Annotated in this window: 20 protein-coding genes and 1 pseudogene; 9 read left to right on the forward strand and 12 right to left on the reverse strand. The window is 34.0% G+C overall.

Going from position 1 to position 23,586, the window contains the following annotated elements; translation table 11 throughout:
- Positions 1–50: 50 nt before the first annotated feature.
- Complete coding sequence (locus ACHMWN_RS09815) at positions 51–1,019, forward strand: retron St85 family RNA-directed DNA polymerase (protein WP_397300304.1); 969 nt, start codon at positions 51–53, stop codon at positions 1,017–1,019.
- Between the two features lie 1,363 nt (positions 1,020–2,382).
- On the opposite strand, the gene gap is transcribed toward ACHMWN_RS09815, so the two are convergent.
- The 3 genes from gap to pfkA are packed head-to-tail and all read right to left on the reverse strand — an operon-like array spanning position 2,383 to position 5,228.
- On the reverse strand, positions 2,383–3,384 hold the full coding sequence (gap, locus tag ACHMWN_RS09820) for a type I glyceraldehyde-3-phosphate dehydrogenase (protein ID WP_397300306.1): 1,002 nt from the start codon (positions 3,382–3,384) through the stop codon (positions 2,383–2,385).
- Between the two features lie 5 nt (positions 3,385–3,389).
- Complete coding sequence (locus ACHMWN_RS09825) at positions 3,390–4,232, reverse strand: hypothetical protein (protein WP_397300309.1); 843 nt, start codon at positions 4,230–4,232, stop codon at positions 3,390–3,392.
- A gap of 9 nt (positions 4,233–4,241) precedes the next feature.
- On the reverse strand, positions 4,242–5,228 hold the full coding sequence (pfkA, locus tag ACHMWN_RS09830; protein WP_397300311.1) for a 6-phosphofructokinase: 987 nt from the start codon (positions 5,226–5,228) through the stop codon (positions 4,242–4,244).
- A gap of 124 nt (positions 5,229–5,352) precedes the next feature.
- Here pfkA and ACHMWN_RS09835 point away from each other — a divergent pair, with 124 nt between their 5' ends.
- A complete protein-coding gene (locus ACHMWN_RS09835; RefSeq protein ID WP_173268436.1) occupies positions 5,353–6,042 on the forward strand; it encodes an NrtR DNA-binding winged helix domain-containing protein in 690 nt (229 codons plus the stop codon).
- Positions 6,043–6,180: 138 nt separating this feature from the next.
- The gene (locus ACHMWN_RS09840) at positions 6,181–6,642 is read left to right on the forward strand and encodes a T9SS type A sorting domain-containing protein (RefSeq protein ID WP_397300314.1); all 462 of its coding nucleotides are present in this window, start codon (positions 6,181–6,183) and stop codon (positions 6,640–6,642) included.
- Positions 6,643–6,786: 144 nt separating this feature from the next.
- Here ACHMWN_RS09840 and ACHMWN_RS09845 read toward each other — a convergent pair whose 3' ends face one another.
- The 8 genes from ACHMWN_RS09845 to ACHMWN_RS09880 all read right to left on the reverse strand — a co-directional run bounded on the left by ACHMWN_RS09845 (position 6,787) and on the right by ACHMWN_RS09880 (position 16,941).
- Positions 6,787–7,638: an N-acetylglucosamine kinase gene (locus tag ACHMWN_RS09845; RefSeq protein ID WP_372820286.1), complete on the reverse strand. Its 852-nt coding sequence runs from the start codon at positions 7,636–7,638 to the stop codon at positions 6,787–6,789.
- A 271-nt stretch (positions 7,639–7,909) separates the two neighbouring features.
- Entirely contained in the window at positions 7,910–9,691 is a 1,782-nt protein-coding gene (locus ACHMWN_RS09850) for a SusF/SusE family outer membrane protein (RefSeq protein ID WP_397300316.1), read from the reverse strand.
- Between the two features lie 8 nt (positions 9,692–9,699).
- The gene (locus ACHMWN_RS09855; protein WP_397300318.1) at positions 9,700–10,470 is read right to left on the reverse strand and encodes a hypothetical protein; all 771 of its coding nucleotides are present in this window, start codon (positions 10,468–10,470) and stop codon (positions 9,700–9,702) included.
- Positions 10,471–10,489: 19 nt separating this feature from the next.
- Positions 10,490–10,987, reverse strand: a complete 498-nt coding sequence (locus ACHMWN_RS09860; protein ID WP_397300321.1) for a DUF5004 domain-containing protein — start codon at positions 10,985–10,987, stop codon at positions 10,490–10,492.
- A gap of 14 nt (positions 10,988–11,001) precedes the next feature.
- Complete coding sequence (locus tag ACHMWN_RS09865; RefSeq protein WP_397300322.1) at positions 11,002–12,375, reverse strand: RagB/SusD family nutrient uptake outer membrane protein; 1,374 nt, start codon at positions 12,373–12,375, stop codon at positions 11,002–11,004.
- A 22-nt stretch (positions 12,376–12,397) separates the two neighbouring features.
- Positions 12,398–14,845 (reverse strand): SusC/RagA family TonB-linked outer membrane protein, encoded by a 2,448-nt coding sequence (locus ACHMWN_RS09870; RefSeq protein ID WP_397303566.1) that lies wholly within the window; start codon positions 14,843–14,845, stop codon positions 12,398–12,400.
- Positions 14,820–15,467, reverse strand: a complete 648-nt coding sequence (locus ACHMWN_RS09875) for a carboxypeptidase-like regulatory domain-containing protein (protein ID WP_397300325.1) — start codon at positions 15,465–15,467, stop codon at positions 14,820–14,822. The genes ACHMWN_RS09870 and ACHMWN_RS09875 overlap by 26 nt, the downstream gene beginning before the upstream one ends.
- Positions 15,468–15,912: 445 nt before the next feature.
- On the reverse strand, positions 15,913–16,941 hold the full coding sequence (locus ACHMWN_RS09880; protein WP_397300328.1) for a LacI family DNA-binding transcriptional regulator: 1,029 nt from the start codon (positions 16,939–16,941) through the stop codon (positions 15,913–15,915).
- A 137-nt stretch (positions 16,942–17,078) separates the two neighbouring features.
- Here ACHMWN_RS09880 and ACHMWN_RS09885 point away from each other — a divergent pair, with 137 nt between their 5' ends.
- The 5 genes and pseudogenes from ACHMWN_RS09885 to ACHMWN_RS09905 all read left to right on the forward strand — a co-directional run bounded on the left by ACHMWN_RS09885 (position 17,079) and on the right by ACHMWN_RS09905 (position 22,013).
- Positions 17,079–18,212 (forward strand): alpha/beta hydrolase, encoded by a 1,134-nt coding sequence (locus ACHMWN_RS09885; protein ID WP_397300331.1) that lies wholly within the window; start codon positions 17,079–17,081, stop codon positions 18,210–18,212.
- 59 nt (positions 18,213–18,271) lie between these two features.
- Complete coding sequence (locus ACHMWN_RS09890; RefSeq protein ID WP_397300336.1) at positions 18,272–19,297, forward strand: threonine aldolase family protein; 1,026 nt, start codon at positions 18,272–18,274, stop codon at positions 19,295–19,297.
- 5 nt (positions 19,298–19,302) lie between these two features.
- Positions 19,303–20,796, forward strand: coding sequence for an acetyl-CoA carboxylase biotin carboxylase subunit (gene accC / locus ACHMWN_RS09895; RefSeq protein WP_397300338.1), 1,494 nt, complete (start codon positions 19,303–19,305; stop codon positions 20,794–20,796).
- The gene (locus ACHMWN_RS09900; RefSeq protein ID WP_397300341.1) at positions 20,797–21,384 is read left to right on the forward strand and encodes a riboflavin synthase; all 588 of its coding nucleotides are present in this window, start codon (positions 20,797–20,799) and stop codon (positions 21,382–21,384) included.
- A 168-nt stretch (positions 21,385–21,552) separates the two neighbouring features.
- Positions 21,553–22,013 (forward strand): annotated as a pseudogene (locus tag ACHMWN_RS09905) (DUF4268 domain-containing protein).
- On the opposite strand, the gene ACHMWN_RS09910 reads toward ACHMWN_RS09905, so the two are convergent.
- Positions 22,003–23,151: a tetratricopeptide repeat protein gene (locus tag ACHMWN_RS09910; protein WP_397300343.1), complete on the reverse strand. Its 1,149-nt coding sequence runs from the start codon at positions 23,149–23,151 to the stop codon at positions 22,003–22,005. The pseudogene ACHMWN_RS09905 and the gene ACHMWN_RS09910 sit on opposite strands and share 11 nt — an antisense overlap.
- 133 nt (positions 23,152–23,284) lie before the next feature.
- On the opposite strand from ACHMWN_RS09910, the gene ACHMWN_RS09915 reads away from it, so the two are divergent.
- A complete protein-coding gene (locus ACHMWN_RS09915) occupies positions 23,285–23,584 on the forward strand; it encodes a hypothetical protein (RefSeq protein ID WP_372817860.1) in 300 nt (99 codons plus the stop codon).
- Positions 23,585–23,586 lie beyond the last annotated feature (2 nt).

Here is a 23,586-nt window from a genome sequence, read left to right on the forward strand (position 1 = left end):
CTCTCAATATTTTTGAAAGTAAAAACTTCAAGCCCTCATTTTTTATTTTTATGAGCAAAACAGATACAATTAGATTAAATATGTTAGGGTTGCCAGTAATCCAAAGCATTGATGATTTTTCAAATCAAACGCACATATCGAAATTTACAATTTATCAATTATCTCAAAATTCTGATAAATATTACAAAACTTACACTATCCCTAAAAAAAGTGGAAAGTTACGAGATATAAGCCAACCAAGTAAAAAACTAAAGGGTTTACAATCATGGGTGCTTGTTAATATTTTAAATAAGTTAAAAGTATCTAATTCTTGTAAAGGATTTGAAAAAGGTTCATCAACTTATGATAATGCAAAACCACATATAGGAGCAAACTCAGTACTTACAATAGATCTAAAAGATTTTTTTCCAACGATTACTCAAAAACAGATTTTCAATATATTTAGAGCAATTGGCTACAATAACCTAATTGCAATAATTCTTTCGAAAATTTGTACATATAAGGAAACTTTGCCACAGGGAAGTCCGTGTTCTCCAAAATTGGCTAATTTAACAGCGTGGCGGTTAGATGTAAGACTTCAGGGATATGTTGGTAAAAGAGGGATTAATTATACTCGTTATGCTGATGACTTATCATTTTCTGGACTGACTCCATCGAAAGTCATTCAAATAATCCCGAAAGTAAAGGAGATTATTCAGGATGAAGGTTATATTATCAATACATCTAAGACAAGAATAGCAGGACTGTCAAGAGCTAAGATAGTTACAGGTTTAACTATATCAAATAATAGCATAGGAATTGGTAAAAATAAATACAAAACTCTTCGGGCAAAAATATTTCACTTAACAAAGGATTCTGAGCAAAAGAATAAAAAACTACTTTATGAAGTGAATGGTTGGTTAGCTTATTTGAAAAGTGTAGATGTGAGAAGATTGAACAAGGCAAGAAAATTCATTCATGATTTAAAAGTAAAATATCCCACAACTTTAATAATGGAATTGAAGTGGGACAAAAAATAAAAGAATTGATATGCAAAAATAAAGCTAATTCTATAAATAGAATTTTAGATTAATTCGATATACTAAAAATAAATGTGAATTCGATTATTGTATGTTACAATCCACCCTAAAGCAGGAATTTAGAGCATAATGTTCTGACCAAAGTACTAAAAAATCAATTGACGCAGGACTATTATTAGAGTGGTAGCTGAACATCTAATTGTAGCTAATGAAATTATTTATCTTTGGAGATAATACCCTCTCCTAAAAAAGAAAAGAGATCATCCATCCAGACTGATCTCTTTTTCTAACCAAATATAAACCTGTATGAACGGGTTATCTTTTATTTTCCTTCTAACCAGGAAGGAAACATTGTATTCTTTTTTCAATCGATACGTTGGTGATCAACGAATGATGATGCAAATATAATAATAATTTTCAATAGTGTAAAAAGTACACTAAGAAAGTTTCAGTTTTGTTACTTTTCTGTTATTAAAATGACAAAACCTACTTAGAGCTATCATTTGCTTGTTTCTATAACGCAAAAATAGTTCCAATCTTTTACTGTATGTAGCAAATGATGTTAAACTTTTGTTAAATAATTAGGCAAGTAGGGGTAAATGCTGCCTGAAACAAAAGAAGAGAACTGAGATGCGATAAACATTTTGCTATTGTTCATCAACATTGTGCTATTGTTCATGAACATTGGGTTTTTGTTGATGAACATTGAGCTATTGTTCATCAACATTTTGTTATTGTTCATGAACATTTTGCTTTTGTAGATGAACAATGAACTTTTGTTCAAGAACATTTTGCTTTTGTTGATGAACAATGAGCTTTTGTTCAAGAACATTTTGCTTTTGTTGATGAATAATGAACTTTTGTTCATCAACATTTTAGTAATGTTAATCAGCATTGTGCTAATGTTCATGAACAATTTGCTACTGTTGCTCAGCATTAGGCCTGATGCAATGATCAAATTGTTAGTGTAAAAAGCTAATGACGTAGATCTGCTTTGAAAATGAGAAAAGATATTCGCTTTTTCTTTAGGATCAAGAACAACAACCAATAAGATGTTGTCTTTAAGATATTACTATTTACTTTAATTGTTTGCTTGAAGAATTTAGGTTAAAGCTAAACGTCTTTGCTAGGAGCGCAGCGAGGTGGCAATCTCCTGTTGATAATAGGTATAGCAAGAATGAGGTTGCCGCGGTCGGTGAAAACCTCCCTCGCAAGGACGAGTGTGTATAAGATATAATGTTAAAAAAAATGTAGATCTGTGTAAGCTCTTGCAAAACTCTCCACACAAAACCATCCCCAAAAAATAAGCACAAAAAAATGGCAATACTAAAAGCATCGCCATTTTAATTAATGTAGAAGGGAATTATTTTAAACTTCCATAGTATTCTACAAACTTAGCAAGGGCAGAAGAATAACCCCACTCGTTGTCATACCATGAAACAACTTTAACAAAATTATCATTCAAAGAAATCCCAGCTCCAGCATCAAAAATAGAAGCGTTATCGTTTCCAATAAAGTCAGATGAAACCACTTCATCTTCTGTGTAGCCTAACACACCTTTTAAGTATCCTTCAGATGCAGCTTTCATTGCATCTTTAATTTGCTGATAGGTAGCAGGTTTTTCTAAACGTGCTGTTAAATCTACTACAGAAACATCGGCAACTGGAACACGGAATGACATTCCTGTTAATTTGCCTTTTAATTCTGGTAATACTTTACCTACAGCTTTTGCTGCACCAGTTGATGATGGAATGATGTTAGAGAAACCTCCACGACCACCTCTCCAATCCTTTGCGCTTGGACCATCTACTGTTTTTTGTGTTGCAGTTACAGCATGTATTGTGCTCATTAAGCCTTCTACAATACCGAAGTTATCGTTTAACACTTTAGCAATTGGCGCTAAACAGTTAGTAGTACATGATGCATTAGAAACAACAGTTTGATCTGCTGTTAATTTATCGTGGTTAACACCCATTACATACGTTGGGATATCATCGTCTTTTGCAGGAGCAGAGAAGACTACTTTTTTAGCACCAGCGGCGATATGCTTGTTTGCATCTGCACGAGTTAAGAATAAGCCTGTAAATTCAATTACGATTTCTACACCAACTTCATCCCATTTTAAGTTTGCCGGATCTCTTTCTGCAGTAATGCGGATTGTTTTTCCGTTTACCACTAAGTGTCCGTCTTTTACTTCAACAGTTCCGTCAAAACGGCCATGTGTAGTATCATATTTTAACATATAAGCCATGTAATCTGGCTCTATTAAGTCGTTGATGGCAACAATATCCAATCCTCTTTTCAATGCAGCTCTAAAAACTAGTCTGCCTATGCGGCCAAATCCATTTATTCCTACTTTAGTCATTGTATTTAATTTGTGTAATAATTAAGTAAATTATATATCGGTTCTTTAGTAATCGTAATAATTTTAATTGCATGTTTTTCTGCAACTAAACGTAATCTATCTTGAAACGTTCCGGCAACAGTACCCACAAAATGAACATGTTCGTTAGGGTGTTGTGCTGCGGTTGGTACCAGATACGTGCTGATGTATTTCTCAAAAGCTTGATCTATCAACTGCTCTATGTATTTATGGTTTCTATTTTCGATATAGAAATCTAGAAAAGAGCTCAAATAGTTTTGTACGTTAGGTTTTTTGTAAATCCGTTCTAAAATTAACGGTCTATCCAAATTGTATTTATCTAACAGTAGTTTTGTTAAGTCTGCCGGCAATTTCTCTTCTAAAAAGTGTTTTAACAATACTCTACCCAAATAGTTAGCAGAACCTTCATCGCCAAGAATATACCCTAAACCAAAGTTATTCTGTTCAGGTTGCTTGCCATCAAAATAAGCACAATTTGCACCGCTACCTAAAATGCTTACAATTCCACTTTGATTATAACATGCTGCAATAGATGCACCATATAAATCATCTTTCACTTTTATCTTCGCATTTTTAAAGAACATGCCTAAGGTTTGGGCCAAAGAGTTTTGCATGGCAACAGATGATGCGCCAGCAGCAAAAACATATAACCGTTTGATTTTTTCGGCGTGATTAATTAGCGTGATGTTTTTATTTAATAGATAAAGGATATGCTTTTGGTCGTTAAAGCAAGGATTAATGCCTGGAATAGTGCATTCGGCAACTGATTTGCCTTCATTTGCAATTTTCCAAAAAGCACTTTTAGATCCGCTATAAACTACTGCTATCATTTTATGTATTTAAATGGATAAAACGTGAGTCATTTCTAATAAATCAGCTTCTAACTTGTAACTGTGAACATGTAAGGCTTCTTCTAAACTGGTGAGTTTAATTTCGTTGCCACGAAGACCAACCATTTGCATCGTTTCGCCTTTAATCATTTCATTTACGGCAGCATACCCCAATCTACTTCCTAAAATACGATCGAAACCACTAGGACTACCACCACGTTGTAAGTGACCTAATATAGTTACTTTCGTATCGTAATGCGTGAATTTTCTTTTCACACTTTTAGCGATATCGTAAGCCCCACCGTATTTATTTCCTTCAGAAACAATTACAATACTTGATGATTTCTTAGTGCTTGCACCTGCTTTCAACTTTGAAATTAATTCTTTTAATGAAGTTTCTTTTTCTGGTAATAAAACTGCCTCTGCACCGCTTGCAATAGCTGTTCGTAATGCAATGCAACCAGAATCTCTACCCATTACTTCTATAAAGAACAATCTGTCGTGAGAATCGGCTGTATCTCTAATTTTATCAATCGCTTCTATAATTGTGTTCACGGCAGTATCGTACCCTAAGGTAAAATCTGAACCGTATAAATCATTATCGATTGTACCAGGGATGCCTATTACGTTAATGCCAAATTTTTCGCCAAAGCGTTTAGCACCTGTAAAGGTTCCATCGCCACCAATCACAATTAATCCGTCAATTTCTTTTGCTTTTAAATTTTTAAAAGCGAGTTCCATGCCTTCGTCTTCCTTAAAAGCTAAACATCTGGCAGTTTTTAATATCGTACCGCCCATGTGTAAAATGTTACTTACAGATCGGGCATCCATTGGGTTAATGTTATTGTCAATTAAACCCTGATAACCTTGTGTTACCCCGAACATATTGCATCCGTGGTATATTCCAGTACGAATAACTGCTCTAATGCAGGCATTCATTCCCGGGGCATCTCCTCCCGAGGTTAATACGGCTATATTTTTGATATTAGATTTCATTTTAATATACGAATATACTGTGTATTTTTTACACTAAGTAATTTTTTTTCATTATTATTGTGAATAAACGGAGTAAGTATATTTATTTTGTTCTAATATTATAAAATATAAAAACGGATTTGTCTTGAAAGAAGTATTACCTGTGTTTAATTCGGCGGTCTCAATTGACTGCGTTTTATTTGGTTTTGATGGCGGAGAGCTCAAAATTTTATTAATAGAGCGAAATGAAGAACCTTTTAAAGATTGGTGGGCTTTGCCTGGTAATTTGGTAGGGGAGAATGAGAGTGTAGACCAATCGGCCTCGCGTATTTTACATGAGCTTACAGGCTTGAGTGATATTTACATGGAGCAATATTATACCTTTGGCGAGGTAGATAGACACCCCCAAGGTAGAGTAATTACCGTTGCGTATTATGCCATGTTGCGTTTAGGTGGTGATAAAGCCTTAAAACCGTTAACTAGTTATGCGAAAAAAGCACAATGGATAAATGTTAAAGAATTACCAAAATTAGGTTTTGACCATCAGCACATATTTGATAAAGGCTTAGAAAAGATTAAGCGTAGAATTAAACATTTGCCAATTGCTTTTGAATTATTACCTGAAAAATTCACGTTAACACAAGTACAAAACGTTTACGAGCTTATTTTAGGTAAGAAATTGGATAAGCGTAATTTCAGGAAAAAGATATTGAGCTTTAAGGTGTTGAAGGAATTAGATGAGAAACAGAAAGGGGTTTCATTTAGGGCAGCAACATTGTATAAATTTGATAAAAGGAAGTACGCGAAATTATTTGGTAAGGAGATTTCTTTTTAAAGAAAAATTAGGTTTAAACCATACCCAATAGACGGTAGGACTTAAAAATAAGCCTATCAACTTCGTATCGAAAAAAAATACTTTATTTCGTTGCTTTTTAGGGTTCATGTGTTATATTTACACTATCAATCTGCTTGTATGGAGAAACTCTACAAATTGTTTGTATTTTTTATTGGTCTAATTGCGATGAATATATCTGTTTATGCGCAATCAGAAGCCTATACTCCATCTTCAACAACAGATTCTACTACTTCATCAAATTATACACTTATAGATTTAACAGCTACATCTACTTCTACTATTGATTGGGATGATGAATCAGCTTTAATTGTTAAGCAAAATCCTTCTTTTACTAATTATCCAAATCCTGCAACTACTCAAACTACCATTGCCTATACGCTTGCTACAAAAGCAAAAGTTACGTTACGCGTAGTAGATTTAACAGGAAAGCAATTAGCCGTTTTAATTAAGCAAGAAATAGCTGCGGGTAAACACGAGTACGATTGGGAACTGGCTAAAAACAACATTACCTCTGGCATGTATATTTTGGTTTTACAGGTTGATAATAAGATTTTTAGTAGAAAGATTATTGTACAGTAATTTCTCTTAAATAATAGATAAAAAGGAAAGCCTCAATCAATTAATCGAGGCTTTTTTATTTTTTGAAACTATGTCATACTGAAATAAATTCAGCATCTTTCTAGTCAGACCCTGAAACAAGTTCAGGGTGACGGAGTGAATTAATTATTTTTTGCTTAAGTGATAATCCACTAAATCATCTATAGGAGAGCGGATAATTTTACCTACACCCATTTCATATCTATCGGCTACTATACTTAAACTATCTCTAAAACTATAGCCTACTGAACCTACACAGTTTAACTCGTAGTTTTTATAGTTAGGGTAGTGGATCACTAAGTTTTCGAAGAAAGCAGTAAACGCATAATCTACAACTGAATTGGTGTAATCTTCGTAGTTTTCCTTGAAATCGTAAATGAACTTGCTAAAGCTTGCACAAAAACGGTTTGGTAGAGGTTTGTTGTAAATGTGATCAAAAATATCTTCGTTAGTTAAAGCATAGTTGTCATAAAAGCTCTCTCTTAGTCCTTTTGGCATGTAACCTTTCATGTAGTCTGCTAAAATACGCTTGCCAATATAGCTTCCGCTACCTTCATCGCCTAAGAAATAGCCTAAAGAATCAATATTTAAAGAAATGTCTTTTCCATCGTATAAACAACTGTTAGTTCCTGTACCTAATATAGCAGCAAAGCCTTCGTTGTCTCCCAATAAGGCACGACAAGAAGCTAATAAATCGTGACCAATGTTAATTTTTGCATTGATAAAGATCTTTTGCATGGCATCTTCCACAATCTTTCTTTTTGCATCGGTAGAGCAGCCAGCTCCATAGTAATATACTTCGGTTAATTTTTCTGGCTCAAGATGATCTGGTAAAGAACTCTTTAAAGAATTCTCAATATAATCGGTGTCTACAAAATAGGGGTTATATCCTTCGGTATTAAAATGGATTTTTCTCCCTGCTTCGTTAATCAAACACCAATTGGTTTTTGTTGATCCACCATCTGCAATAACTATCATTTTTGGTTTGGTTAAGTTGTGTAATACGTAAAAAGTGCAGCAATATATGTGGCTTTTTTTGAAATAAAAAATTAAAATATAGTTTTTATTCTGGTAATGATAAGTTTATAATCAAACGATTGATGGGGCTTAAATGAAAGTTTTTTTAAAAGTGTACTTTATACACTAATAACACGGATTTTGGACTGATTGTTTTATTGGTATCGCGTATCTTAAAAAACAAAAAGCCCTTAAAATTAATTAAGGGCTTTTTGCATTTTAAAATGAGGTTTTAGTTTTTGGTAATAGAGTACGTTCTGTTGTACTCATCTAATTTAATAGTGTAATTTCCAGCAGATGCTATTACTAAGTTATCACCACCATCTGCAATAACACCAGCAGAACCTCCGTAATTATATTCCCAACTTCCTTTGGTTGCAATGAATTTAAATTGACCAGCACTTAAGTTAGTAGTTACTGTCCATTTTCCGCTTCCGCTATAAGTCATTGCTGGAAGTAAAGCATTACCAGCAGAGTTATCCCAACCGCCAGCAGTTGCATCACCCACTAAAAATACTGTTCCATCAGTTATAGTGTATTTTAGGTTTTTAATATCTGTTCCATCCCAAATTATACGGTATGATCCTGTTGCACCAGGAACGGTCATGTTGTCTGCATCTCCTTGTGTAATGGAGCCATCTGTTTTGGTTTTTACTTTTCCAAAATCTTTGGATCCAGCAACTGAACCATCACCCCAAGCATTACCATCAATAAATTTCCAAGAGTTACCCGCACTTAGATTTACAAAGCCAATAAATTTATTAGTTGATATCAAGGTAAGACCTTGCGATGGGAAAACGTTAGGTGGATTCCAACCTGCAGCTGTTGCATCACCTACAGCTCCCATTCTACCATCTTGAACATAGTATTTAAGATTTTTTTGATCAAATGATACACGATATACACCGCTTGCGCCGTAGTTTTCAATGTTAACTTCGTTGTCAACAGCAGCATCACCTGGAGTTCCAGGTTTCATACCCCAATCAGAAGAATTTAAACTACCACCCGGCCATTGTTGTTGGTTTAAGAATTTCAAACCACCATTCCCAGCATTTAATTTTACATAAATATAAAAAGTACCTGGATTATTTTTGTCGGCAATCATTGGTAATGCATTCTCAGCTGTCCAACTAGCTGGTGTATCACCACCAACTAAGAACATTTTAACTTCTCTGGTAATGACCAAATCATTTACGTAATCAGCTGTTTTTTTGAACGAACCAGAAGTTGCTTCAACAGTCCACTGCAAAGCAACAGGGGTAGCCTGATCTGTATAACCAGCAGCAGTTAATTTATCGCTAATATCTTTATAATTCACTGCTAATGCAGAATCTAAACCACTATTGTTTGAGGTATAGGTAAATAAAGGAGTTGAAAAATTGCCCCCTTTTGCAACAAACTTAATTTGATATTTAGTTGCGTTTGCCGTTACACCAGGAAAAGATTTCTGCCATTTAAAGTTCATGAAATCTGTAGTAGAATTTGGGTTAATAACCACAGGAGTAGTTGATGAGACCGGTCCGTATAAAAGGAAGTTACTTACTCCATCGCCCATACGAGTAATGGCAATATTTAAAGCAGGAGAAGTACTTACAGTCATATCTCCATTGGTCGCTTTAACTGCCCAAATTAAATCAACTTTGATACCGTCACCAATAGATTTAGCTTTTAAAGCATCATCTAATTGTTTTTGAGTGAAGGTTAAAGTAGTACTTGCTCCATTATTATCTGAAGGTATTTCTAACAAAGGTGTAGTTAGACTACCAGTTTTCAAGGCTGCTACAAATTTGTAGGTTGGCATAGTACTCACACCAGGTTTTGCAGCACTCCAGCTAAAAACTACTTTTGCATTAGGGGTTGCCGAATTTAATACCCACATGGTATTGTTTACTGGCGCTGCAACGGTAAAAGTTCCAAGTGCTTCGCCTTTAGACATTTCATAGAATTCTGTTTTTTTACAACCAAAAGCAATTGCTACAAAAGCTAGTAAGGTGTATAATATCTTATTTTTCATGATCGAGCTTAATTAAAGATGGTATAAGTTACTTCATTCACAGGTCCTGCTGTTCCTACATTTCCACCATTTGCATCTTTAACACTACCTGTAAATTGATAGGTAAACTTGCTTAGTTTAGTTCCGGCAGTTAGCGTTATTAATTTCTCAGGAATAAATGAATAGGAATATACTGTGCTTGATTCTTTAACCGCTACCAAAGCTGTTCTGGTAGCAACAACTGCTCCAGCATCATTATAAAAAGTAAGGTTAACTTTTACATCAAACATCCGCTGTAAGTTTTGATCTGTTGCTAAATCTTGATGGAAGTAAACCGTACTCATATCTGTAAAATCTTGCTTAGCAGGGAAAATGCGGAATTGAGATGGGGTAAACACTAATGGATCAAACTTATAAGGTTTAAAATCTTGTGTTTGTTTTGTTCCATCTTTGCTTTTACCTAAAAAGCCAAAATTGATAAGTTCGGCAGGACTCTGACCAAATAGAGTTGTGCCTGTAAATTTAAATGTGAATTTATTGGTAGCAATTTTGGTCATTTTAGCTGATTCGGAAGAACTGCCCCATTGACCATTTGTTAATGCATCTTTTCCACCTCCAACACCGTCGTTAGAGAATGCCCATATGTAAACATCATTTTGACCAGCTAGGGGTGTGCCAGTAACATCAAGAGTGATGATAACTTCATCCTCAGAAGTAAAAGTAGCTGGACTAAAAGTAACCTGAGCAAATGCAAATGCTGCACTTAAGGTAAATATGATTGATAATATTAATTTTTTCATAATTTCTTTAATTTATCGATTACTTTTTAGTGAATTGATAGGTATAACTTACTATAGCTTTACCGTTAAACTTTTTCACCTTTTTAAGATAAAACTTTCCTAATTTCAATTCAGCATAAGAACCTATTGTTAAATCTGAAGTAGCAGTGCCATTTTTTAACGTAATTGTTGTAGGTGCTTTCGCATTGTCTACTACCCAAGTGCCTGTATTAAAGTCAGCGATTTTAGGAGAGTTGCCAGGGGTAATTGTAAATGCTGTTGGCGCACCAGTAGCATCACCCTGAAAGGCAATAACCAAATCTTTATAGGCATATACATTTGTAATGTCTAGCTCTTTATAGGGAAAGCCTTTGGTTACTGCATCTTCATCCTTTTGAGTAACTTTTGTTAAACCCCAAGTCCCTTGCAATTCCTTCAAAATATTCTCCTCGGCTCCAATTGGTCCAAATTCTTCTGGCTTGCATCCCCATACAGATAGGATGCATATTACCATTATGATATATTTAATGTTTTTCATTTTTATATTTTTAATTAGTTACAACCACCTTCAACATTTCTTTGGAAACTAGTATTACTTGACATTTCTCCTTGTGGAAATTGTAAGATTAAACCTGGGCAATTCCATACTGCACCACGTTTATCAATGTTTTCACCTTTTGCACCAATTCTTTTAATTTCAGAAATCCGATTTCCTTCACCAGCAAATTCAATACTGCGTTCGAAACGAACATTACTTTTAATTAAGCTTGCAGAAGATGCTAAAGGAATACTTTTCGTACCAGCATAGGCTCTATTTAAAATGTCGTTAATGTCTTGTGCGCCAGTTGTAAGGTTTGTTCCAGTTTCTGCAGCAGATTCGGCCCTGATTAATTTCATGTCAGTTAAGTATAGCACTGGTACTTCGATATGATCGGAGTTATATTTTTTAGTAGCAATCACTCCAGGATATTTTGTCGTTTCATACCATGCTTTACGCACATCGTTTGGTGTATTTACACTTGCATAAAAATCTGTAGTAAATCGTAATGTCGGTGCATTATTATCAGATCTAAACTGTCCTTTTAATTCATTTCCAGGTTCAAAACCTCCATTGGTGTAAATAATTCTGAAAATGCTTTCTTTGGATCCAGTTATAGCAAATCGTGATGCATAAGTATCTAAAGAAAATTTATTACTAGCAATTACTTGATTTGAATATACATACGCATTCGTAAAGTCGTTCATTTGAAAATAAACTTTAGCTAGCAATGCTTTAGCTGCCCATTTAGTTGCATAGCCACCATTATCGTCAGGTAATTTTACTTCTGCAACTTTTAAATCGGCAATAATTTGATCGTAAACTTGCTTAACGGTAGCACGGACACCTGCATCAATGGTTGTACTTGTTCTAATTGGTACACCTAAATGTGAGTTGTCAGTTGTAAAACCATAAGGTTGGGCAAATAATTGTACAACTTGGAAATGTGTTAGAGCTCTAATGAATTTAGCTTGACCTTCTAAATTATCTTTCATTGAGGTCGCTTTATCCAAATTCTCTAATACTGTATTTGCTCTGAAGATAGCTTGATACATATCAGTGTACATCCCATTTTTATATTCACCAAACACAGAGGTTTTACGGCCATAAATTTCTCCAAAATCACCATTCAGTAATGAGCCATTTAATTGATCGGCAAGCATCTCATTAATGGCTTGTATTTTACCACCAAACATATTTCCTCCTCCTACAATTTGATAAGCTGAATTCATTACTGATTTCAATCCTGTTTCATCAGCTATGGCTACATCTTTAGGAAGTGACTCAATAGGTGGGGTTTCCAAGAATTTTTTACATCCTGTTCCTACAGCTGTTATGACTGAAAGTATTAAGAATGATTTTAATATATTTTTATAATTGATTTTCATTTTTTTATCTATTAATATCTATCTAAAATGAAGTTGATAATCCAAAAGTCAACGACTTTTGCTGAGGAGTAGTTAAATAGGTTACGTTAGGACTCATGTTCCTGTCTTGAGGATTTTCGAAATCCCTTGCAATTTCTGGATCACCACCTGGGTATTTACTAAAGGTTAATAAATTCATACCTGTTGCAAAAAGTTTTAGACTTTGTAATCTTAATCTTTTAGTGAAACTAGCAGGTACAGTATAAGAGAGCGTTACTTCTCTTAAACGAACAAATGTTGCATCATATAAAAACATGGTCGAATTGTATTGCCATTCGCTTGATAAGCCTGCATATGTGCTTGGATTTAACGTTAACCGTGGGAAATCTGCATTGTCACCAGGTTTTCTCCATCGATTAGCAATATCTGTTCTAATATTCCAATCAGTAACTACACCTAATTGGCGTTTTGCAGAAGCATCGTAAAGATTTCCACCAATAGCGAATGTGAATAACGTATTTAATTCAAAACCTTTATAAGAGAAAGTATTAGTTAAACCACCAACGTAATCAGGTAGAATTTTTCCAACTGGAACACGATTGTCTAATGAAAATGTTTTGGTTTCAAAGCCATCTTTATCAAGCCAAATAGGTAAACCATCAGCTGGATCAACACCTTTATATCTTACTAAGAAATTCGTCCCGATCGGATAACCAACTGCGATACGCGTATCATTTGTACCGCCACCAACAGCATCTGGAGTTAAACCACCTAAACTTAATACCTCATTATAATTTTTAGAAGCATTTAATCTAGTAACCCATTTAAAGTTATCATTTTGAATATTGATGGTGTTTAAACTCAATTCATACCCTTCATTTAAAATTTTACCCACATTTAAATATCCAGAACCGAAACCTGTTGAAGGAGAAATACCACCATTAATTAATGCGCCGTTTGTTGTTTTCTTATAGTAAGAAAATTCTGCGCTAATGCGGTCTTTAAATAAACCGAAATCTAAACCTAAATCGAGATTTCTTCCTTCTTCCCATTTTAATGCTGGATTAGCAACGTTTGTTGGAAATAATACAGGCTGTCCATTATAACTTCCAGAGAACTGGAAATTCTGATAATATTGAGCAGATGGGAAACTAGAGCTACCAACTAAACCGTAACTAGCTCTTAATTTTAGATTGCTAATTACCTTACTGTCTTTTAAGAAATCTTCTTTGTTTATAAACCAAGAGGCTGACGCAGCAGGAAAATAACCATATTTGTTTTCTGGGCCGAATTTAGAAGACCCATCTCTACGAGCTAATATTTCTAAATTATACTTGTCGTCATGAGAATAGTTGATACGAGCAAAGATAGAAGCAAATGTATCTCTTTGATAACCATCATAATAAACTAAAACCCCATTAGATACTATACCTTGCATTGCTAGATAAAGATTAGCCTTGTTTTCTGAAAATGGCTCTGTAATATTTGAACCTGTAGCTGAAATGCCTCCAGGATAAGTGTTTTTGTAGTTCAACTGAGATTCTGTACCTAATAAAAACTTGAATTTGTTCTTGTTGTCTAACTGCCAAATGTATGTTGCGGTACCTGAGAAATTACGGTTAAATATTTTTGTGGGATATAACGTTGCGCTTCCATCTGTTGTACCTGCTAAAGCAGCAGGGGTATAAATATTGTCTTGAACATCTAAATTATCCATGTTAAAACTTCCTTTAATGCTTAGGTTTTTAACAGGAATTAGTTCCATTGTTATTCCGGCTAACAAGCGCTCATTTCTAGTTTTCCAATCTAACAGGCCAAGACTTCTAGCAGGATTTGCACCACCACTAAAGAAAGTTCCATCAGCATTTCTAACTGGATAAATTGGTAACGCTGTAGACATTGCATCACCTAAACCACCGCCCCAAGCTGCATTAACACGTTTGTTAATACCTTTATCATATCCCACATTAATACTGGTTGTGAAATAAGAAGTTGGTTTTATATCGAAGTTTGTTCTGAAACCATAACGTTCATAAGAGTTTCCTTTTAAAAAGCTCTCATTATCGCTATAATTAGCAGAAATGTAGCTTTTAATTTTATCAGTACCTTGACTAAATGATATAGCCTGATCGTTTGATTTACCTGTTTGAGTTAAAATTCCCCACCAATCGGTGTTGTTTTGCTGAGCTTGAGCCCAGGTTAATCCTCCAGGTAAAGTTGCTAGGCCAGTGTTTCCATCATTTGTCCAAGCTTCTTGACGTAATTGTAGCCATTCAGCGCCCGTTACAAAATCAGGTTTATTTGCATAAGTACTTAAACCATATTTAGAAGAGAAGGAAATTCTAGGTTTTCCTGTTTTACCTCTTTTAGTTGTAATTAAAATTACACCATTAGCACCACGAGAACCATAAATACCTGCAGCACCAGCATCTTTTAAAATCTCAACCGATTCAATATCGTTAGGGTTAATAGTTGCTAATGGATTTTGAATTCATTGCTCCACGATTACCTGTGATAAAAGGATCGGATGTTACTGGGATACCATCCACTACATATAATGGATCGCCACCTGCACTAATTGAACCAATACCTCTAATTCTAATTACAGACCCACTACCAGCTAAGCCACTTCCTTGAGTAACTTGTACGCCAGGAGCTTGACCTTGCAAACTTGCTTCGAAACTTGGTGTTGGTAATGAAGTAAGTTTATCTCCACTAACTTTAGAAATGGCTCCAGTTACTTCACGTTTGGTCTGTGTACCATAACCTACAACTATTACTTCATTAAGATTTTGAGATTCTGATTTAAGGTTAAAATTTAATACTGTATTACCAGTACCAACAGTAGTGGTTAATTTTAAAGCAGTAAATCCAATGTACTTCGCCGTTAAGGTATAAGTACCACTTGCTAAACCAGTAATTCTAAAGTTTCCTTCACTATCGGTAACAGTTAATTTTTGGGTGCCATCAACTTGAACTGATGCTCCAGGAATTGGAAGTTTAGTATCATCGATAATCTTACCAGAAATGCTTCCGGTTTGCGCAAATGCAGTTAGAGAGCAGAGCGCAAAAAACATCAATATACTAAGCTTAATGGGGTAAAATAATTTCATAGAAAAAGCCCGTTTTAAAGTTTAAATATTTGGTTATAAAATGTGTTGTAACACGTTAACGTAAATTTAACGTTGGATATGAAAAATCAAAATTTTATATCATATTTTTTTTAAACACCATATTTTAAGGAAGTAAAACGTTAGAAAAAGCGAATAATTAGCTAATTTTTATTTTTTAAAAAGATAATTTTAATTTTTCAAATTATTGGTATTCAACTATTTATATTTTAATTTTTTAAAATAAAGTGTAATCTATACACTATGCTCTATTTTTTAGGTTTTTCGGGAACGTTTTCGGGAACGTTCCCGAAAAAATCAATACAAAATGAAAACTTGCTTGAACACCAAAGGCAAAATTCTGCGTGTTTTGGCAAAAACCAGATTTTTTTTGATAAAAAATGAGTGATTTTTTAGGCTAAAAATTAACGTAAAATTCGAGCGGTTTTTAGTCGTTTGAGGTAGACTTTCTTTGTATTAATTTCGACTTTAAAATCACCTCACTATCGGGGTTTATATCACCTGGATTTTCTAGCATTTTAAAGAGTAATTCGGCAGCTGTTTTGCCTAAATCGGAGGCTGGTTGAGTTACTGTACTTAACGCAGGATTTAGTAATGGTGCAATCTCTAAACTAGAGAAACCAATTACTTTTAAATCTTTTGGGATAGAAAGATTAATGTCATAACAAGCATAATAAGTGGCAAAAGCCAAACGCTCAACGGAAGTAAAAACACCATCGGGCTTTAATTCTGTAAATGCTTGCTTTAAATGATCTATGTTTTCTTTATAATTATTAGTGCAATCAATGATTAATTCATCTTTAAATGGGATTTTGAATTTCTTTAATGCATCAATATACCCTTGCATACGGGTTTTTCCAATGGATAAGGTTTTATTTACTGCCAAATAAGCAATCCGTTTACAACCTTGTTGAATTAAATGTTTGGTGGCAGAAAAACTACTTTCGTAATCGTTCGTAATTACACGAGGAGTGATAATATCTTCGTAAACACGATCGAAAAACACTAATGGAAGTCGTTTTTTAGAAAGTTCGTTTAAATAATTATGATCATTTGCTTCCCCAGAAACAGACATTATAATTCCATCGGCTCTGCCATTATGTAAATGCTTGATAAAAGAAACTTCTTTTTCAAACTGGTCATTTGTAGCATACACTAAAATATGGTAACCTTTTGCACTTGCCACTCTTTCGATACCTTGAATGGCTAATGAGAAATAATTATTGGCTAACTCTGGTACGATAACAGCAATAGTTTTACTTTTTTGTTCCCTTAAATTACTAGCATAATGGTTTGGCTGATAATTTAATTCTTTTGCCATTGCCAAAATACGTTCTTTTGTAGCAGCGTTGATATCGCTATTATCTCTAAATGCTCTAGAAACGGTAGAAGTAGAAAGATGAAGGGCTTTAGCTAATTTTTTGATATTGACGTTATCCATTTCTACTGATAGCAATTATTTCTTGTTAATTTATTTGGCTGTAAATATAAATGATAAAAAAAGTAATTATTTCTATTTATTTGTTAAATGATTTGAAAATTGCCTCATTTTTTTAAAAACAAAGCTATAAATACACCAATTAAATAAAAACAATGAAATGGATTTATTTCTTCCTCATTCTTGCAAACAGTTTTCTAAGAGCTAACGCACAAGTTAAAGTTAAGTTCGAAATGCAAAATATTCCACCAAGTAAGGATTCGGTAGCTGAATATTTTCTTGCTGGTAATTTTAATAATTGGAAACCTAATGATGCTGCATTTCAGTTTTCAAAAGTTAACGGTGATTATTTACTAGAAAAGCAATTGCCAGTTGATATATACGAATACAAAATTACACGTGGAAGTTGGGATAAGGTAGAGGCTGGAAGTAAAGGAAATGCTTTAGCAAATCGGAGTTTGAATTTGAAAAGGGATACAATAGTTAAAATTACCGTGGCTAATTGGGCAGATCAATTTAAAAAAGAACCGCTTAAACATACAGAATCAGTTAATGTTCATATTCTTGATACTGCTTTTTTAATCCCCCAATTAGCTGCAAAAAGGCGGATTTGGATTTATTTACCACCATCTTATATTTCTTCAACCAAAAAATATCCTGTATTATATATGCATGATGGACAAAATCTTTTTGATCAGTTAACCAGCGGCTATGGAGAATGGGGTGTGGATGAATTATTGGATAGTTTAATCGCTAAAGGACAAAAAGAATACATTGTTATAGGGATAGATCATGGTGGTAGCGAGAGATTAAAGGAATATAATCCGTATGATAGTGAATATGGTAAGGGAAAAGGCAAAGCTTACGTTGATTTTTTAGTTGAAACTTTAAAGCCATATGTAGATAAAAAATATAGAACAAAAAAAGATAGTGAAAACACCGCAATTGCCGGTAGTTCTATGGGTGGTTTAATTTCTATGTACGCCATTGCAACTTATCCAAAAGTTTTTGGCAAAGCTGGAGTTTTTTCACCTGCATTTTGGCTAGGTAAAACGATAGAAGCTGATATTAAAAATAAGCTAAAGAATTTAAATGAAAGCAAAGTTTATTTGGTAGCCGGAGATTTAGAAGGCAAAGCAATGGTTAGTGATATGAAAAATGTGTTTCAGATTTTAAATCCTACTGGTACAAATAAAAATATTAAAATGGTCGAAAAAGCTGATGGTAAGCATAGCGAATGGTTTTGGCATAGGGAATTTGTTGATTTTTATAAATTCATTAGTAATTAAGTAGTGTAATTTTTTTAATATTGATGATTGCAAAGCATTCAAAAAACCAATATTTGTGTATGGATAAAATAGATTTTAGAAGTGATACGGTAACCAAGCCAACGGCTGGAATGCTTGAAGCAATGATGAATGCAAAAGTTGGTGATGATGTTTTTGGAGAAGATGAAACTGTAAATGCTTTAGAAGAAAAGTTGGCTAGCTTATTTAATATGGAAGCTGCCTTATTCTGTCCATCAGGTACAATGAGCAATCAAATCGCTATAAAATGTTTTACTCAACCAATGGATGAAGTAATTTGCGATCAAACCGCCCATGTATATCGTTATGAAGGTGGTGGAATTGCTTATAATTCCTTAGCATCTGTTCGATTATTGAATGGCGAAAGAGGAATTTTAACGCCAGAAATGATTGAACCAGAAATTAATGTCGAAAATATCCATTATCCAAATTCAAGTTTAGTCGTTTTAGAAAATACGGTAAACAAAGGAGGAGGTAAGTGTTATACACTTTCGCAAATTGAACCTATCCATAATTTGTGTGCAATAAAAGGAATCAAACTCCACCTTGATGGTGCAAGAATATTTAATGCACTTGTAGCCACAGGTGATAAAGCAAAAGATTACGGCAAATATTTCGATGGAATTTCAGTTTGTCTTTCTAAAGGTTTAGGTGCTCCTGTTGGTTCTGTTTTGTTATCCTCAAAAGCTACCATTAAAAAAGCCACAAGAATTAGAAAAGTTTTAGGTGGCGGCATGCGACAAGCAGGTTTTTTAGCAGCAGCAGGAATTTATGCATTAGATAATCATGTTAATCGTTTGGCGGAAGACCACAAACATGCAAAAGCTTTGGCAGATGCATTGAGCAAAACAAATTACGTAAATTCAGTCATGCCAGTAGAAACTAATATTGTTCTTTTCGATGTTTCTCCAGGTTTAAAAGCAGATAGTGTAGTAAAAGCATTGGAAGCAAAAGGCATTTTATGTAATAGTACATCTAATCAAACTATCCGATTGGTTACTCATTTGGATATTTCCTCAACAATGGTTGATAAAGCCATAGAAATCTTAACACATCTACATCTATAATAAGTATGGCTCACATTTCAAAAATTCTTATTGCCAATCGTGGTGAAATTGCACTGCGTATTATGCGTTCTGCAAAAGAAATGAACATTAAAACAGTCGCTGTTTTTTCAGAAGCTGATAGAGGAGCTTTGCATGTCCGCTATGCAGATGAAGCAATTTGTATTGGTCCAGCGCCATCAAATCAGTCTTATTTAAAAAGTGATAAAATTATTGAGGCTTGTAAATTAACAGGTGCTCAAGCCATTCATCCAGGTTATGGTTTTTTATCAGAAAATGCTGCTTTTGCCAAAGAAGTTGCAGCAGCAGGACTAATTTTAATCGGACCAACACCAGAGGCGATGGAGATTATGGGAAATAAATTATCTGCTAAAGCTGCAGCTTTAACCTATAATATTCCGATGGTGCCAGGAACTGAAGAGGCAATTACCGATATAAATGAAGCAAAAGAAAGAGCGGTTGAAGTTGGTTTCCCTATTTTAATTAAAGCAGCTGCAGGCGGTGGTGGTAAAGGAATGCGTATTGTAGAAAAAGTTGCTGATTTTGAAGAACAAATGCATTTAGCAGTAAGTGAAGCAACATCAGCTTTTGGCGATGGTTCAGTATTCATAGAACGTTACGTGACTTCACCAAGGCACATTGAAATTCAGGTTTTAGGCGATACACACGGAAATATTGTTCATTTATTTGAACGCGAATGTTCAATCCAACGTCGTCATCAAAAAGTAGTTGAAGAAGCACCTTCCTCTGTTTTAACTGAAGAAATTAGACAAGCAATGGGTAAATGTGCGGTTGATGTGGCTCGTTCGGTTAATTATGTTGGAGCAGGTACGGTAGAATTTATTTTAGATGAAAATCTAGATTTTTTCTTCTTAGAAATGAATACGCGTTTGCAAGTAGAACATCCTGTTACGGAAATGATTACAGGTTTAGATTTAGTTAAAGAACAGATAAAAATTGCTAGGGGTGAAGTGTTAAGCTTTAAGCAAGAAGAATTAAAAATTAGTGGGCATGCTATGGAATTAAGGGTTTATGCAGAAGATCCTTTAAATAATTTCTTGCCAGATATTGGTACGCTACAAACGTATCGCACTCCAAAAGGAAACGGAGTAAGAGTTGACGATGGTTTTGAAGAAGGAATGGAAATCCCTATTTATTACGATCCGATGATTGCAAAACTCATCACCTATGGCTCAACTAGAGAGGAGGCAATTGAGCGAATGATTAGAGCAATTGATGAATATGACATAACAGGCATACAAACTACCTTAAGCTTTGGTAAATTTGTAATGCAGCATGAAGCATTTACATCGGGCAAGTTTGATACACATTTCGTAAGTAAGTATTTTAACGCCGATAGTTTAAAAAAAGATAATGAGGAAGAAGCATTATTAGCTGCACTTACTGCGGTTTTATTACTTAAAAAGGAAGATAAGATTAGCCTTGCACAAAACAATGAAGTAGCTAATAATTGGCGAAAAAACAGAAAGAAATACAGTTAAATGTTTACAGGAATAATAGAAACGCTAGGCGAAGTTGAAAATATTGTAAAAGAAGGAACTAATATTCATTTTACAGTGAAATCTGCTATTTGTGCCGAGCTAAAAATAGATCAAAGTGTGGCACATAACGGCGTTTGCTTAACTGTTGTAGCATTAAATGAGAATTCACACACAGTTACCGCCATAGAAGAAACCTTAAATAAAACGAGTTTAGGAAATTTGAAAATTGGCAGTAAAGTTAATTTAGAGCGTTGCATGCAAATGAATGGGCGTTTAGATGGTCATATTGTGCAAGGCCATGTAGACCAAACGGCTACTTGTATTTTAGTAAATGAGTTAGATGGGAGTTGGGAATTTCGCTTTAAATACAATTCAAATTTAGGCAACGTCACTGTAGAAAAGGGTTCAATTTGTGTAAATGGAATTAGTTTAACAGTTGTAAATTCACAGGCCAATGAATTTTCGGTATTTATTATTCCTTATACTTTTGAGCACACCAATTTACACGAAGTAAAAGTAGGAGATACAGTTAATTTAGAATTTGATATTATTGGTAAATATGTTGCTCGGTTAATGGGGAATAAATAAGGGAAAAAATATAAAATAAGTTATCATTAACGACTCTTACTTTATAATGTTAATTTTTTCGAAAAGCAAAAACAGTTTCAAATAAAAATCAGCCCTGCAGCTTCATTCGGAATGCTTCTTGCTCGCTTTTATCAGGTTTAATTTACAGGGTAATGCAACAATAAAAAAATGTACAATAAAGAAGAAGCATCAAAAATCCGGCAACAATTTTGGATAACTTTCGGTAAGTACATGAAACCCATTTCATCAGCTGAAGGATTACCAATAAACTGGATTAACTATAAAACTGGTGTAAAGCATATTTTTTTTAGAATGAATGCCGAAAAAAACAGGCAATAATTTCAATAGATATTACGCACCCCGATAAAGAAATTAGAAAACTATACTTTGAACAATTTTTAGCTTTTAAAACATTATTTAAAGATGCTTTAGCGGAAGACTGGATTTGGGAAGATGAAATCTTAAATGATTTTGGGGCACCTTTATCCAGAATTTCAACCACTTTAAACGAAGTAAGTATTTTCAATCAAAATGATTGGCAAGCATTAATCTCCTTCTTAAAACCAAGAATAATTGCCCTAGACCAATTTTGGTCAGATGTAAAACCAATATTCGAATCTATTTCGTAAGCGATTTCAAATCAGCTAATCTACTTGTTACATAGTCTATTTGTCCTTTTTCTACTTTCGTATCAGGTTTACTCGCCAAATAAAGGTTATAATAAATCGAAGCGTTTTTCAACTGTTTTAATTTTAAATCGTACAATAAACCCAGTCTATAATAAGTGTTTCCATTTTCGTTAAAAGTTAAACTCCTTTTATAAGATGCTACGGCTGCGGTTAACTTGCCATTGCTTTCTTGTAAAGCAGCCAATAAACTGTAATATGTGCTCGTATTTGGAGAAATTCCTTCTTCAATGGTTCTCTTCGCATAAGTTGCGGCCATTTCTAAGTTTTTTAATTCTCGATAACTCAAAGTCATCATGTAGAGCGTCATTTCTGTCTGTTTATCAACCTTTTCAAGCATTTGATAATAACTAATACACTTTTCGTAGTTCTTTAAAAAATAATAGGCCTTACCAACATCCTTAACCACATTCGCATCGGCACCATCTTTCAGCAATTTCTCACCAACATAAATTACTTCCTTGTATTTTTTTAATTCGTTTGCAAATGGTAATTGTGCTTGCAGTAAAAATAAGTTGCTGGTATCTGCCGCAATAGCAACTTTTAGAACTTGATATCCTAATGCCCATTTTTGTAAATCTCTGTACCCTTGAGCTAAATCAGTTGCCACATCCGCATCTGCTGGATTTAGAGAATTAGCTTTTTTTAAATAGGTAATTTTTAACTGTAAGCTGTCTTTTATTAAGCCTGCTAACTGCTTAAAAGCATTAAAATTTGTGGTGTCTATTTTAACAATACTTTCTAAATAACCTTTTGCTTTTAAATCGTTTCCTCTTCTTGTATTAATGTTAGCTAGATTAAAAAGGACAGGTAGCGTATTCGGTTGAATTTCGTTAATCTTTAAATAGCTTTTTTCGGCTTCTGGTAACTTTCCCGCCATCATATTACAATAGGCCATTTGGCTTAATGCTTTTACATCTTTAGTATCTGAAGGATAAATGCTCTGAAGATATAGAGCTGCATCTGCATAGCGTTGAGTTTGATAAAACTCAAGTAATTTTTCTTTGTCTAAAATTGCAGATTGTGCAAATGAAAATTGAAAAGCAAATGCAAAAGAGAGCGTATAAATGAACATTTTCATAGTGACCTATTTTTGAACTAATTTATTAGTTATAATTTAGATTTGCAATACCTCCTTAAGATATTTCAAACTTTTTAATGAAAAATGCGTTCTATAATGGATAATATAAATTTTAACGTTAATAAATTACCATATGGATACTCTGAAAAAGTTTGAATTAATGGAAAAGATTGTAAGAGAATTAGAAGACTTACAACATTCGCAACAAGCAATTATTCAAAAAATTGGAAAAATTGAAGTTGACAATATAGAACTAAGTGATAAAAAATTGGATAAAGATTTGCCCGATATGCACCAACGTGTAGCAGACAATCTCGATTCAATTGTGGATATACTTGCTTACTTTGCAGATAAAACCCAAAACTTTGGAAACAAAAATAATGTAGATGCTTTAAAAGAACAGCAAGCCATTAATGAGGCTACTGGTCAATAAGT

This window comes from Pedobacter sp. UC225_61 (genome assembly GCF_044452285.1).
Classification (GTDB): Bacteria; Bacteroidota; Bacteroidia; order Sphingobacteriales; family Sphingobacteriaceae; genus Pedobacter.